The organism is Actinacidiphila bryophytorum (genome assembly GCF_016916835.1).
GTDB lineage: Bacteria > Actinomycetota > Actinomycetes > Streptomycetales > Streptomycetaceae > Actinacidiphila > Actinacidiphila bryophytorum.
The window spans coordinates 504,266-517,769 of sequence record NZ_JAFFIX010000001.1 but is presented as its reverse complement, the minus strand read 5'-3'; the positions used below and the strand labels follow the sequence as shown (position 1 = coordinate 517,769).

Below are 13,504 nucleotides of genomic sequence, written 5' to 3'. Positions count from 1 at the left end.
TGCGTACGGACGTGGTGTCCGGGTCCGTACGCAGGGACCGCGCGAGTCCGCGGACCGCGGCTCGGGCAGCCCACTGACGTCACTGCGGCAGCTGTTCCGCGAACGGAGTACACCCTTCAGGCGAGCTGTGGCGCGACCTCGGCTGCGATCCATTCCATCGCGTCCGCGACATGCTCGGCCGCGACGGGCAGCCACAGGGTGCAGGCCGTGAGGCCCGCATCGGCGAGCTGCCCGAGGTCGTCGGTGACGCTCGCCGCGGTGGGCGTGGCGCCGCCGAGCGGCCGTCCCGGTGGCGGTACGGCCGCGGGGACGCCGGGCGGGGTGAGGAACGCAGCAGAGGCGAGGACGAGGCGGTCGGCCTGCTCCGCGTCGGTTGCGAGTTCGTGCAGCCGGCGTCGCACGTCGCCGACCTCCGCGGGATCGGCGCCGCTGCCGTACCAGCCGTCGCCGAACCGCAGCACGCGGCGCAGAGCGGCATCGCTGTGCCCGCCGACCCACACCGGCGGGCCGCCGGGGGTGACCGGAGGAACTCCCAGCTGCGCGGCCCGCAGTGACGTGAACGGGCCGTCGAAGTCCGCGGGGCGCCGGGTCCACAGCGCCCTGGCCGCCGCGAGGTGGTCGTCGGTGCGTGCGCCCCGCTCGCGGGCGGGTACACCGACAGCATCGAACTCGTCCGGGTTCCAGCCGGTGCCGACGCCCAGGATCAGCCGGCCACCGGACACGACGTCCAGGGTGGCCGCCTGGTTGGCGAGCACCACCGCCGGGTAGAACGGCGCGACGAGCACGGACGTCAGCAACCGCAGGCGCGTCGTGGCGCCCGCGACGGCCGACAGCAGCACGAGCGGGTCGGTGTCGAGGCCGAACCCGCTGTCCAGGACCCGGTTGCCGACCGCGACATGGTCGAAGCCCAGGTCCTCGGCTCGGCGCGCGGCACGGAGCACGCTGCCTCCGTCGTCGAGCGGCCAGCGCGGCTGGAGGGAGACGCCGAGGCGCAGCAGGGGCATGGGGTGACCTTTCGGTGGCGGTCCTGCGGCGGCGGCAGGACGGTCAGGCGTGCCAGGACTTCTTGTCCACCGGGGCCGCGGAGGAGGCCGCCCAGCCGGCGCCGCCGGTCTCGGTGCCGGATTCGTCGTCGGTGGTGGTCGCTTCCCAGCCGATGCCGGTGGAGGTGCGGGTGGCGCGGACGGTGTGGGTGCCGGGGCCGAGGGCGTCGACGCCCGGCATCAAGGAGTGGGCCGCGGCGGCCAGTTCGTGGGGGCTGCCCTCGGCCAGGACGAACGGGCCGCCCAGGGAGGGGGCCTGGGCCACCAGGGTGGCGCCCACGACGTCGAGTGCGGTGATCTGCTCGGCCGGGACGAGGGTGGTGCCGTCGAAGCTTCGGACGCGGACGCTGCGCATGGCGGCGGTCCCTTCCGTCGGCCCCCGGGTGTGAGGGCGCCTGCCTTTCAGGACGCGGGCGGCGCGGGCGGGGTTGCCGCGGGCGGGCGGTGCTCGGCGTCCCAGCGGTCGCGGGCGGCGGCGACGGCCTCCTTGTGGGTGCGGGACCAGTCCGCGAGGGCCGTGACGGCCGCGGAGAAGCTGCGGCCGGTCTCCGTCAGGCGGTAGTCGGTCTGCGGCGGGGTCGTCGGGTGGACGGTCCGCTCGACGAGGCCGTCGCGGACCAGCCGCTTCGCCGTCACGCTCAGCATCCGCTGGGAGATGCCGGGCACGGCGCGCTGCAGTTCGCGGAAGCGCCGGGTCCCCTTGGTCAGTTCGACCACCAGCAGGACCGACCACCGGTCGCCGAGCCGGTCCAGCACGTCGCGGATGCCGCAGTCGTCGTCGCACGGGGCGTGCGGGCCCTGCGCCGTGCCGTGCGGAAGCGTACGGAATTCGGTCGTGGTCATCGGAAGCCTCTCGTGCGCCGCGGGTCCTCGCCCGTCACCAACACCGCGCGGCCCGCGGTGCTTCCGCCCCGCGCTCCGGCCTGCGCGCTTACCCCGGTGTGAGCGGCTGACGGGAAAGTGCCTCCTTCCGCGGCGGCGGACGCCGACGGATGCTCGGTTGCGACCGACCGCCGCCCCACGCGGCACCACGCAACGACGTGCACAGGGAGTTTTCCGATGATTCTGGTGACCGGTGTCTCCGGCAGCCTCGGCGGCCTGATCCTCAGCGGGCTGGCCGGCAGGGACGGCGTCCCCGTCGTGGGCGGCACCCGCGGCGGCGACGGAGGGCGGGCCGGCCGCCGCGTCGACTTCGACGACCCGGCGTCGCTGCGCACGGGGTTCGCGGGCGTGGACGTGCTCGTCGTCGTCTCCGCCGGGTACGCGGAGGACGACGTGGTCTACGCCCGGCACGGCGCGGTCGCCGACGCCGCCGCGACCGCGGGCGTGCGCCACGTCGTCTACACGAGCCTGGCGTCCTCCGGGGAGTCGATGACCATCGCCCTGCCGCACCGCTGGACCGAGGAGCGGCTGGCCGCCGGGCCGTTCACCACCACGATCCTGCGCAACGGCCTGTACACCGAGGTCCCCGTCGGGCTGGCGGTCGCCGCCGCCGGGCAGGCGGCGGCCACCGGGGTGTTCGCGGCGCCCCTCGGCCAGGGCCGGGTCTCGGTGGTGGCCAAGGAGGACCTGGCCGACGCGGCCGTCAGGGTCGCCGCCGAGTCCCAGCTCGACCTGGCGGCCGGGCGGGAGAGCCGGCACGCGGGCCGGGTCTACGAGCTGGAGGGCGACCGCGCGCTCGGCGGCGCGGACATCGCCGCCGCGCTGACCGGGGCGCTCGGGCGGCCGGTCGCCTACCGGCCGGCGTCGCTGGCCGAGACCCGGGCCGGACTTGAGGGCAGCGGCCTTGAGCCGTACCAGGTCATGCACACCCTCTCGACGTTCTCCGCCATCATCGCCGGGCGCGCAGAAGCGCGGACGTCGGACCTGGCCGGGCTCCTCGGCGTATCGCCGCGCCCGGTCCTGGAGGCCGTCAGCGAGGCCGTGGCGGCGGGCGGTTACCAGGGGCAGTCCGTCTCGGCCGGCCGCGGGCAGGGCGGGGCCGCGCGGGAGTAGGGGGCCGGGCTCGGGGCGGGGCGCGGGGCGGGGCGGGGCGGGCTATTCGAGGTAGCCGCGGAGCTGGTCGGCGAAGGCGTGGTCGCGGAGCTTGTTGAGGGTCTTGGACTCGATCTGGCGGATGCGCTCGCGGGTCACGCCGAAGAGGCTGCCGATCTCCTCCAGGGTGCGGGGGCGGCCGTCGGCGAGGCCGTAGCGCAGCTGGACGACCTTGCGTTCGCGTTCGCCGAGGGTCGACAGGACCGCTTCGAGGTGCTCGCGCAGCAGCATGAAGGCCGCCGACTCGACCGGGGAGGCGGCGTCGCCGTCCTCGATGAGGTCGCCGAGTGCGACGTCGTCCTCCTCGCCGACCGGCGCGTGCAGCGACACCGGCTCCTGGGCCAGGCGCAGGACCTCGCAGACCCGCTCCGGGGTGATGTCGAGCTGGGCGGCGACCTCCTCGGCGCCGGGCTCGTAGCCGCGCTCCTGCAGCAGCCGGCGCTGGACGCGGATGACCCGGTTGATCAGCTCCACGACGTGCACGGGGACCCGGATCGTACGGGCCTGGTCCGCGAGCGCGCGCGACATGGCCTGGCGGATCCACCAGGTGGCATACGTCGAGAACTTGTAGCCGCGGGCGTAGTCGAACTTCTCGACCGCCCGGATCAGTCCGAGGTTGCCCTCCTGGACCAGGTCGAGCATGGTCAGACCGCGTCCGACGTAACGTTTCGCCACGGACACGACCAGCCGCAGGTTCGCCTCGATGAGCCGGCGCTTGGCCATCCGGCCCTGCACCACGATGCAGTCGAGGTCCACCGCGAGCTGCGAGGCCAGGTCGGGGAAGGCGGTCAGCTTCTCCTCGGCGAAGAGCCCCGCCTCGACCTTGCGGGCCAGCTCCACCTCCTGCTCCGCGGTGAGCAGCGGGATACGGCCGATCTCGCGCAGATACTGCCGGAAGAGGTCGGCGGACGGGCCTGCCGGGTCGGCGCGCCGGCGCTGCGGGACCGCCGTTTCCGCGCCGGCAGGATCGGTGACGGGATCGGGTACGACATCGGGTACCGGATCGGGTACGGCGTCGTCGGCCGGGTCGAAGGGCGGCGCCTCGTCGAGCGGTGGTTCGGGCTCCGCGCGCTGCTCCGGCACCCGGACGTGAGCTGTTTTCGTTTGCGTCTGCACGGAAGCGACCTCCGCGGTGAGCGCGACATTGGGCTCTGAGAGGGCTCGGAGAAGGCTCGGGAGGGAGCCGATGCGGGCTCTGGGCCGTCACCCAGTGTGGCCCACGCAAGGCCGATGCCACGAGGGTCGTGCGCCCGCTTTTTCGTTTTCCGTCACGCTTCGCGTTCGCTCCGACACGCTCACACCTGAGCCTGCCAGGGCGCGGCCCGGACCGTTCCGTCCAGAAAGGCCTGCTGGGGCAGCCGGAGGCCGAGCCCGGTCTCCAGCGCGTGGAAGTACAGCTCGAACTCGTCGGCGACTTCCGGATGGTCCAGTTCCGCCCTGCGTATCGCCCGGTTGAGGAAGTCCAGCCGCCCGCCCCGGTAGTAGGGGGCGCGGCCGCGGGCGTACCCAGTCGCCTGACTGCCCGAAACAGCAGCTCTCCCAGGAGTCGCAGCCGGTCTCGCGCAGGTCCGCCAGGCTCGTCCCTGCCGCGGTGCTGCGTCCCCCGCGAGGCCGCCGACCGCCTCCTGGGCGGCGAAGTACAGCGCCAGGTCGAGATCCCGGGTGGCGAAGACCTCCTGGTAGGGGCTGCGGTGGCCGCGTACGGTGCCGTCGTCCACGACGAGGAAGAGGCCCCCGGGGTCGCCGACGTGCCGGCCGTACTGCTCGGGCGAACTCCCCGTGGGCGGCAGCACGGTGGCGTCGGGCAGGCCGCAGGCCTCGGCCAGCTGCTGCCACGCGTCCTTGAGGGTGTGCTCCGAGATCCGTATGGACGTCAGTATGCGGCGACCCACTGACAACCGGCCGGGGCGCTACAGCGCCGCGGCACCCTGCTCGCGCAGCCGCTGGCCGTACTGCTGGAGCGCCCACAGCTCGCCCAGCGCCGCGGTGACCTCGGGGGCGTCGGGCGGGACGCCCTGGGCGGTCAGCCGGGCCTGCGTGGCGTGCACCTGGGCGACCCTGCGGTCGACGGCAAGCAGGCGGACCCTGACCAGGACCTCGCCCGCGTAGAACTCCGGCGACTTGTGCATCACCGGCTCGACCGCCAGCTCCGTCACCATCATCCGCACGGTGTCGTCGGGCGCGGCCTCGCGCACCCGGACCAGGAACTCCGCGTCGGCCTGCTCCACCCCGCCGACCTCGGCGATCACCCGGCGGACCTGGGCGTAGGGCGGCCCGGTGAACTCGTCCTCGCCGTAGGCGTCGAAGGCCGGGGAGACCAGCGCCGGATACTGCAGGGCCAGTTTCAGCAGCTCGCGCTCCACCCGGTGGGCGGGGCTGCGCAGGTCCAGCCGCGGCCCGCGCGGCACGTTCTGCGGCACCTGCGGGCCGGCCGGTCCCCGCTCGGGGCGGCGGGCGTACTCGGGGCGGGCCGCGGACGTGCCGCCGCCCGCCGCACGGGCGCGGGCCATCGCGCGCACCCGGCGGATCATCGAGACCTCCTCGGCCTGCGTGCCGATGCCCGCCATGCCGACCAGCCGGATCGCGTAACGGTCGCGCAGCGCCTGGTTCTTGATCGCCGCGACCACCGGGACGGCCGCGTCCACCGCCGCGACCCGGCCCTCGTCGGTGTCCAGGTTGTAGCGCGAGACGATCGAGCGCAGCGCGAAGGCGAACAGCGGGGTCCGCCCGTCGATCAGCCGCTGCACCGCCGCGTCGCCCTCGGCGAGCCGCAGTTCGCAGGGGTCCATGCCGCCGGGAGTGACCGCGATCGAGGTCTCCGCGGCGAACTTCTGGTCGTCCTCGAACGCCCGCAGCGCCGCCTTCTGCCCCGCCTCGTCACCGTCGAAGGTGAAGACGACCTCCGAGGTGGCGTTGTCCATCAGCAGCCGGCGCAGGATCTTGATGTGGTCGCCGCCGAAGGACGTGCCGCAGGTGGCGATCGCGGTGGTGACACCGGCCAGATGGCAGGCCATCACGTCGGTGTAGCCCTCGACGACGACCGCACGCCCGGTCCTGGCGATCTCCTTCTTGGCCAGGTCGATGCCGTAGAGCACCTGGGACTTGCGGTAGAGCGGGGTCTCCGAGGTGTTCAGGTACTTCGGCCCCTGGTCGTCCTCGCGCAGCTTGCGCGCGCCGAAGCCGATGACCTCGCCCGTGATGTCCCTGATCGGCCAGATCAGCCGGCCGCGGAAGCGGTCGATCGCCCCGCCGCGGCGGCTCTCCAGGGCCAGGCCCGCGGTGATCAGCTCCTTGTCGGAGAAGCCCTTGCCGCGCAGGAACCGCACCAGGTGGTCCCACCCGGCGGGCGCGTACCCCACCCCGAAGTGCTCGGCCGCCGCCTGGTCGAAGCCGCGGGCGGCCAGGAACTTCCGGCCGATCTCCGCCTCGGCACCGCCCAGTTGCTCGACGTAGAAGGCCGCGGCCGCCTTGTGCGCCTCCACCAGCCGGATGCGCTCGCCCTGCTGGCGGCCGGGCACATGCCCGCCCTCCTCGTACCGCAGGGTGATGCCGGCCTGCCCGGCCAGCCGCTCGACGGCCTCGGTGAAGGACAGGTGGTCGACCTTCATCACGAAGGCCAGGGTGTCGCCGCCCTCGCCGCAGCCGAAGCAGTGGAAGAGGCCCTTGGACGGGCTGACCTGGAAGGAGGGCGACTTCTCGTCGTGGAAGGGGCACAGGCCCTTGAGATTGCCGCCGCCGGCGTTCTTCAGCTGGAGGTACTCCGAGACGACGGCGTCGATCGGGACGGCGTCCCTGACCGCCTTCACGTCGTCGTCCCTGATCCTGCCCGCCACGCGTGAAGTCTACGGCTCGGCTCGGACAGCTTTCGCCGGTCCGCCCGGGGGCGGTCCGCTCAGGGGCGGTCCAGGTCCTTCGTCACGAAGACGTAGTGCAGGCCGCTCGGCTCCACCACGAACTCCTCACCGACGGCGGTGAAGCCCAGGTGCTCGTAGAAGCCGGTGGCCGAGACGCGGCCGTTGCACCACACGACGGAGGCGCCGCGGGCCGCGCACTCGCGCAGGCCCGCGGTCAGCGCGGCGGCCCCGAAGCCCTTGCCGCGCGCCTCGGGCGCGCTGCCCATGCCGCGGAAGCGGTACGCGGTCGCCGCCTCCCCCGCAAGGGCGTCGGGGAAGAAGGTGGCGCAGCCCTGCACGGCGCCCGCCTCGTCGTAGGCGGCTATGTGGAAGGTGTCGGGCCGCGCGTCCTCCGGATACACCGCGGTCTCCCGCGGCAGCCCGGTCCGCAGCACCGCCCACCGCAGGGCGAAGATCTCCTCGACGGCTACGACGGCGGTGCGCGAAACGGGCATGGCGGGTGTCCCTCCTGGTCAGTCCAGGAACGAGGTTAGCGGGACCGCCGGGTCCGACAGCGCCTCGGGGTCCACCGCCCGGCCCGAGCGGACCAGCTGCTGGATCTGCTCGGTCACGTCCCAGACGTTGACGTTCATCCCCGCCAGCACCCGGCCCTCGCGCAGCCAGAAGGCGATGAACTCCCGCTTGCCCACGTCCCCGCGGCACACCACCTGGTCGTAGCCGCCGGGGGCCACGTGCCCCGAGTACTCCATGCCCAGGTCGTACTGGTCGGTGAAGAAGTACGGCACGCGGTCGTAGGTCACCTCGCGGCCCAGCATCGCCTTCGCGGCGGCCGGGCCGCCGTTCAGCGCGTTCGCCCAGTGCTCGACCCGCAGCCGGCCCCCGAACAGCGGGTGCTCGGCGTTGGCGACGTCGCCCGCCGCGAAGATGTCGGGGTCCGAGGTGCGCAAGGACGCGTCCACCGCGATGCCGCCGCCCTCCTCACGGGACGCCAGCGCCAGGCCCGCGACCTCCGCGAGCGCGGTGCGGGGCGCCGCGCCGATCGCCGCGAGCACGTCGTGCGCCGGATGCTCCTGGCCGTCGTCGGTGACCGCGGCCAGGACCATCCCGTCCTGCCCGGTGATCTCGGTGAGCCGCGCGCCGAAGTGGAAACGCACCCCGTGCTCGACGTGCAGGTCGGTGAACACCGCGCCCAGCTCCGGGCCGAGAACCCGGTACAGCGCCGTCGGGTCGGACTCCACGACCGTCACCTCGGCGCCGTAGCCGCGGGCCGCCGCCGCCACCTCAAGACCGATCCAGCCCGCGCCCGCGATCACCAGGTGGCCGTTCTCCCGGCCCAGGCTCGTCAGCACGTGCTTGAGCCGGTCCGAGTGCGCCAGCCGCCGCAGGTGGTGCACCCCGGCGAGGTCCGTACCCGGGATGTCCAGCCGCCGCGGCTCGGAACCCGTCGCCAGCAGCAGCTTGTCGTAGATCAGCGTCGAGCCGTCGCCGAGGGTGATCGTGCGGGTCGCCTTGTCCAGGTGCACCACGGGCTGGCCCAGGTGCAGCTCGACGTCGTGCTCCGCATACCAGCCGGGCTGCTGCACGAAGGCGGAGTCGCGCTCCGCGCTGCCCGTCAGATACCCCTTGGACAGGGGTGGCCTCTCATACGGGTGGTCGCGCTCGTCCCCGATCAGTATCACCCGGCCGGTGAATCCCTCGGAGCGTAGGGTCTCGGCGGCCTTCGCCCCGGCGAGTCCCGCTCCGACGATCACGAAGGTCTGGTGTGCGTCCACCACTGTGCGCCTCCCCTGCCGGTCTTTCCTTACCCGTGAGCGTCCCTCACGGCGCGCCCCTCGGGAAGAGCGCCACGCCATGTCTTCGGGGGTACCCCCCGTCCTGCCCCCCTCCGTCCCCCCGGGACCTTCCCCCGCCGGGTGGCTTGTCGCACAGTTCCCCGCGCCCCCTGAAAAACGCCCACCCTCCTCCGCAGAGGTCGCCCCCGTGAAAACCGCCCGCCCTGCGCGAAGAGGGCAACCCCAAAGGGGCGCGGGGAACTGCGCGACAAGCCACGACGGCGCCGCGGACAAGCAGCCCACCGCAGGTGGCAATCACCCAGGGGCGCGGGGAACTGCGCGGCCAGCCCCCGCCGGGGGAAAGGAGCAACGCCACAGCAAGTGGCACCCACCCCACCGCGGGTCACCGCGTAAGGCGTGCGTGCAACGCCGTCGCGGTGGCGTCCGTGAGGGACGCGATCTGGTCAACGACGGCGCGCCGCCGCGCAGATTCGTCCGTCGCGGCAGCGAGGATCGCCGCGAACTGCGGGTCGAGCCCGACCGGCGCCCGCGCCAGCAGCGCGGACGCCAGTTCGGCGATGACGACGCGCTGTTCCGCGCGCCGCCGCGCCTGGGCGGCGCGCTGCATGACGTAGCAGTCGGCGACAGCCTTGAGCACGGCGCATTCGAGCCGCTGCTCGCGCGGCACGACGAGAGCAGCCCCGTACCGCGTGAGCCGGGCCGTGCCGTAGCGCTCGCGCGTGGCGCCCTCGGCGGCGAGGCAGAAGCGCCCGATGAGCTGGGACGCGGCGTCCTTGAGCCTGGCCTGGTCGAGTGCGGTGCCGTCGTAGCGGTCGGGCCACCAGGGCTGGGCGAGGAGCCGGTCGAGGGCGGCGGCCAGTTCCTCGGGCGGGGTGTCGGGCGGGGCGTAGCGGGCGGCGGCGCAGCCGAAGATCTCGGCCCGCTCGGGGCCCGAGGTCAGTGCACGCGGGTCGATGTACCCGGCTTGGAGGCCGTCCTCGACGTCGTGGACGGAGTAGGCGACGTCGTCGGACCAGTCCATGACCTGCGCCTCGAAGCACTGCCTGCCGTCGGGGGCGCCTTCCCTGACCCAGTGGAAGACGGGCAGGTCGTCCTCGTAGACGCCGAATTTGGGGCTGCCGGGCGCGTCGGGGTTGCCGCCCCGCGGCCAGGGGTATTTGGTGGCGGCGTCGAGCGCCGCCCGGGTGAGGTTGAGCCCGACGCTCACGTCGGGGGACGCGAAGCGCTTGGGTTCGATCCTGGTGAGCAGCCGCAGGCTCTGCGCGTTGCCTTCGAAGCCGCCGCAGTCCGCGGCGATCTCGGCGAGCACCATTTCGCCGTTGTGCCCGAAGGGCGGGTGCCCGAGGTCGTGGGCCAGGCACGCGGTCTCGACGAGGTCGGGGTCGCAGCCGAGTGCGGCGCCGAGTTCCCTGCCGACCTGCGCGCACTCCAGGGAGTGGGTGAGCCGGGTGCGGGGGCTGGTGTCGGGCACGGCGGCGTCGCTGACGCCCGGGTCGACGACCTGCGTCTTGCCCGCGAGGCGGCGCAGGGCGGCGGAGTGCAGCACCCTGGCCCGGTCGCGCTGGAAGGCGGTGCGCCCCGGGCGCTTGTCCGGCTCCGGAACGTAGCGGTCCGTGTCGGCGCTCCCGTAGGGGCCGTAGCGCTCGTACGGACCCAGGCGCAGGTCATCGCTGTCCATGGGCCTGACGGTAGCGGGCGGTGCGCGCTTTCAGCTCGCCCGGGCCAGTTCCTGGTGCGGCCGCCCGGGCGTACGCAGCCGGCGTACGGCCTCGTCGTAGCGGTGCAGGACGAGCCGGGCCATGGCCTCGTGCGCCCCGAGCGGCGCCGCCGCGGCACCGGGTGCGGCGGCGGACGTCTGGGTGGCGAAGCGGCCGGGCGCGGTGAAGTACGACGCCACCGCGATACGCCGCCGGTCGATGCCGCGGGCGGCGAGGGCGGTGACGGCGGCACCGACCGTGGGCGCGGCGGCGGAGGCGTAGGCTCCTACGACGGGCACCCCGAGGCGGGCTGCGAGCAGCTCTGCCATGTGCCGGGTGTCGGCGGCGGAGTCCGGGTCGCGCGACCCGGCGGCGGCCAGGACGACGGCGTGCCCCCGCGCAATCCGCGGCCATCCAGCGGCGAGCAGCCGGTCGTGCAGGACCTCGGCGAGCAGCGGGTGCGGGCCGAGGGGTGCGGCGACCGTGCCGTGCAGCCAGGGCGCCGCGGACAGCGCGGCGGGCAGGTCGTGTTTGACGTGGTGGCCGCGGCTCAGGAGCAGCGGTACGAGGACGGCTTCGCCGCGCAGCTCGGCAAGGGCGTCGGGGAGCAGCGGCGCGTTCAGCTCGACATGGCCGAGCCGTACGTCGACTTCGGGCCGCGCCGCCCTCACCCGTTCGAGCAGCGCCCGTACGGCGGGCAGCGCACGGGGGTCGCGGCTGCCGTGGGCGACGGCCACCAGGGCGGGGCGGAAGGAGGTCATACGTCGATGGTGCGGGCGCGGCATTGCGACGCCGTTGCATAAGGGTCACGGATCTTTACCCCGGCATCACACACCGGTTCCGCCGCCGGTGAGGCCGTCGCGGCGGCGCCAGTCCCCGCCGGGGATGCGCTCGGCGGCGGGCAGCAGCTCCCGGGTGGTGACGGGGCCTGCGAGGTAGACCCACGCCTCGGCCTGTCCGCGCTCGGTGCGCACCGCCATGGCCACCCTTTCGTAGCGGTTGGCGGGGTCACCCGGCGTATAGGTCTCCAGGCGGTCGAGGTCGGCGCGTACGGCGTCGTATTGCGCAGCCCATATCTCCACGACCTCGCCGTGCACCTGTCCGGTCCCCGCCGGGTCCGCCACGGCGAAGGGGTACCCGGGGCCGCGGTAGAGCAGCGCGCCTGTCAGCACCGCGGGGGTCCACGCACGCGTGCGCCCGGCGAGCAGCGGGTGGTTGCGCTCGCCGGGCAGCAGCGTGCCGTAGACGAAGAAGGGCAGTCGGCGGTCGGTCACGGGTGGCCTCCGGGTTCTGCGGCGCCTGCCGCGTCCCCCAGAGGATGGCGTACGCCCCGGCACCGCGGCACCGGGGCCGCGCGGGCAGTGGCCCTGGCGGATGTTCACCTCGTTGTGGATGTCGCCGGTCTGGAAGCCGAACAGTCCGCTGCACGCGAGCAGGCACAGGCCGCTCGGCTGCGTCGGGGGCGGCGGCGCCTCGGAGACCGTCACGGTGGTCCGGTCGTTGGAGGCGCCGCAGTCGTCGTCACCGTTGTAGGCGGCGACGATCCTGTGGGAGCCCGCCGTTGGGCGGCGGCCGGGCGCCGCTTCCCCCTGATGGGCGGGGGCGGTGCTGCAACCGGGGGCGCCTGCCGCGCGTCGGACACGGTGACAAGGGGGGTACGGCATGCGGGGACTCCGGCTGCCGCGGACGCGCACCGGGTGGCGGCGCACCGTGCAGACCGTGGCGGCGCTCTGCACGATCGGGCTGCTGCCGGCGGTGTGGGTGCAGCTCGCCGGCGGAGGGCGGGTGCGCGACCTGGCGGACGTCCCGGCCGAGCCGGTCGCCGTCGTCTTCGGCGCCGGCCTCACCGACGGCCGCCCGACGCCCTACCTCGCGCACCGGCTCGACGCGGCGGCGGAGCTGTACCGGGCGGGGAAGGTGCGGGTGCTGCTGGTCACCGGCGACAACAGCCGTACGTCGTACGACGAGCCCGGGGCGATGCGGACGTACCTCGTCGCCCACGGGGTGCCCTCCGGGCAGGTCGTGGTGGACGACGCCGGGTTCGACACGTGGGACTCCTGCAGTCGCGCGAAGCGCGTGTTCGGGGTGCGCAAGGCCGTCCTGGTCAGCCAGGGCTTCCACATCCGGCGGGCGGTGGCCCTCTGCGAGGCGGCGGGCCTGGACGTCTACGGCGTCGGCGTCGACGAGCCGCACGACGTGACGTGGTTCGCGGGCGGCGCCCGCGAGGTGCTCGCCGCGGGCAAGGCCTTCGTGGACGCAGCCGTCCACCCCTCCCCCCGCTTCCTCGGCCCCCCCGAGCCCGGCATCTCCCACGCCCTGGCCTCGCCCCAGCCGTAGGCAGGTGCCACGTGCGGTGGCGCTGCCTCTTCCTCCGGCGGCGGGCCGGGCGCGGGTTCCCCGCCCGGGGCGAGAGGATTGCATGCGTTGCATGCAATGCATACGCTGGGGTCATGCAGCAGATGGAAGTCGCGCAGGCGAGGTTGCGGGAGATGATCGTGGGGGGTGCTTACGCGCCCGGGGAGCGGTTGACGGAGGTGGAGGTCGCCGGGGTGCTGGCGATGAGCCGGACGCCGGTCAGGGAGGCGCTGCGCGGGCTCGTGGCCGACGGGCTGGTCAGGAGTGCGGGGGGACGCGGGGTCGTGGTGACCGCGCTGGACGCGGCGGCGCTGCGGGACACCTACCGGGTCCGGGCGGCGCTCGAGGCGCTCACCGCGGAGCTCGCCGCGGAACGCCAGGCCGCGGGCCTGATCGCACCGGCCGAGCTGACCTCGCTGGCGGAGGACGCGGCCCTGGCGGAGGAGGCCACCGCCGAGGGCCGTCTGACCGAGGCGGTGGTGTTCAACCGCCGCTTCCACACCCGCATCGCGGCCCTGGCCGCGAACGCACCGGCGCAGGCGGTCCTGGACCGGCTGTGGGACCAGATCGTGGTGTCCACGCGCGCCTCGCTCGACCCGCCCCACCGCCCCGCCCAGGTGAACGGCCAGCACCGTGAGCTGCTGGCCGCGATCACCGGGGGCCGGGCGGCGGACGCCGCCGCGGTCGCGCGGCAGCACGTACTCGACACCTGCGGCTGAAAGGACCCG

The 13,504-nt window shown here is 74.2% G+C and carries 14 protein-coding genes; 3 read left to right on the top strand and 11 right to left on the bottom strand.

What is annotated here, in order from left to right:
• Positions 1-116: 116 nt before the first annotated feature.
• The 3 genes from JT723_RS02140 to JT723_RS02130 are packed head-to-tail and all read right to left on the bottom strand — an operon-like array spanning position 117 to position 1,886.
• Positions 117-1,004: a TIGR03619 family F420-dependent LLM class oxidoreductase gene (locus tag JT723_RS02140; protein WP_240164891.1), complete on the bottom strand. Its 888-nt coding sequence runs from the start codon at positions 1,002-1,004 to the stop codon at positions 117-119.
• A gap of 43 nt (positions 1,005-1,047) precedes the next feature.
• Complete coding sequence (locus tag JT723_RS02135) at positions 1,048-1,398, bottom strand: hypothetical protein (protein WP_205042576.1); 351 nt, start codon at positions 1,396-1,398, stop codon at positions 1,048-1,050.
• A 47-nt stretch (positions 1,399-1,445) separates the two neighbouring features.
• The gene (locus JT723_RS02130; protein WP_205042575.1) at positions 1,446-1,886 is read right to left on the bottom strand and encodes a winged helix-turn-helix transcriptional regulator; all 441 of its coding nucleotides are present in this window, start codon (positions 1,884-1,886) and stop codon (positions 1,446-1,448) included.
• Between the two features lie 216 nt (positions 1,887-2,102).
• Between JT723_RS02130 and JT723_RS02125 the strand changes: the two genes are divergently transcribed.
• A complete protein-coding gene (locus JT723_RS02125) occupies positions 2,103-3,038 on the top strand; it encodes a Rossmann-fold NAD(P)-binding domain-containing protein (RefSeq protein WP_205042574.1) in 936 nt (311 codons plus the stop codon).
• Positions 3,039-3,080: 42 nt separating this feature from the next.
• On the opposite strand, the gene JT723_RS02120 is transcribed toward JT723_RS02125, so the two are convergent.
• The 8 genes from JT723_RS02120 to JT723_RS34780 form a co-directional block, all read right to left on the bottom strand.
• The gene (locus tag JT723_RS02120) at positions 3,081-4,265 is read right to left on the bottom strand and encodes an RNA polymerase sigma factor (RefSeq protein WP_205042812.1); all 1,185 of its coding nucleotides are present in this window, start codon (positions 4,263-4,265) and stop codon (positions 3,081-3,083) included.
• Between the two features lie 107 nt (positions 4,266-4,372).
• Positions 4,373-4,969, bottom strand: coding sequence for a hypothetical protein (locus JT723_RS02115; protein WP_240164890.1), 597 nt, complete (start codon positions 4,967-4,969; stop codon positions 4,373-4,375).
• Positions 4,970-4,987: 18 nt separating this feature from the next.
• On the bottom strand, positions 4,988-6,910 hold the full coding sequence (gene dnaG / locus JT723_RS02110) for a DNA primase (protein ID WP_205042573.1): 1,923 nt from the start codon (positions 6,908-6,910) through the stop codon (positions 4,988-4,990).
• A gap of 59 nt (positions 6,911-6,969) precedes the next feature.
• Positions 6,970-7,425 (bottom strand): GNAT family N-acetyltransferase, encoded by a 456-nt coding sequence (locus tag JT723_RS02105; protein ID WP_205042572.1) that lies wholly within the window; start codon positions 7,423-7,425, stop codon positions 6,970-6,972.
• Positions 7,426-7,443: 18 nt separating this feature from the next.
• A complete protein-coding gene (locus JT723_RS02100) occupies positions 7,444-8,706 on the bottom strand; it encodes an NAD(P)/FAD-dependent oxidoreductase (RefSeq protein WP_205042571.1) in 1,263 nt (420 codons plus the stop codon).
• A 400-nt stretch (positions 8,707-9,106) separates the two neighbouring features.
• On the bottom strand, positions 9,107-10,402 hold the full coding sequence (locus JT723_RS02095) for a deoxyguanosinetriphosphate triphosphohydrolase (protein ID WP_205042570.1): 1,296 nt from the start codon (positions 10,400-10,402) through the stop codon (positions 9,107-9,109).
• A gap of 30 nt (positions 10,403-10,432) precedes the next feature.
• Entirely contained in the window at positions 10,433-11,182 is a 750-nt protein-coding gene (locus JT723_RS02090; protein ID WP_307794135.1) for a sirohydrochlorin chelatase, read from the bottom strand.
• A 66-nt stretch (positions 11,183-11,248) separates the two neighbouring features.
• Positions 11,249-11,908, bottom strand: coding sequence for a gamma-glutamylcyclotransferase family protein (locus JT723_RS34780; RefSeq protein WP_307794134.1), 660 nt, complete (start codon positions 11,906-11,908; stop codon positions 11,249-11,251).
• A 175-nt stretch (positions 11,909-12,083) separates the two neighbouring features.
• Between JT723_RS34780 and JT723_RS02080 the strand changes: the two genes are divergently transcribed.
• Positions 12,084-12,758 (top strand): SanA/YdcF family protein, encoded by a 675-nt coding sequence (locus tag JT723_RS02080; protein WP_205042567.1) that lies wholly within the window; start codon positions 12,084-12,086, stop codon positions 12,756-12,758.
• 113 nt (positions 12,759-12,871) lie between these two features.
• Positions 12,872-13,495, top strand: coding sequence for a GntR family transcriptional regulator (locus JT723_RS02075; RefSeq protein ID WP_205042566.1), 624 nt, complete (start codon positions 12,872-12,874; stop codon positions 13,493-13,495).
• Positions 13,496-13,504 lie beyond the last annotated feature (9 nt).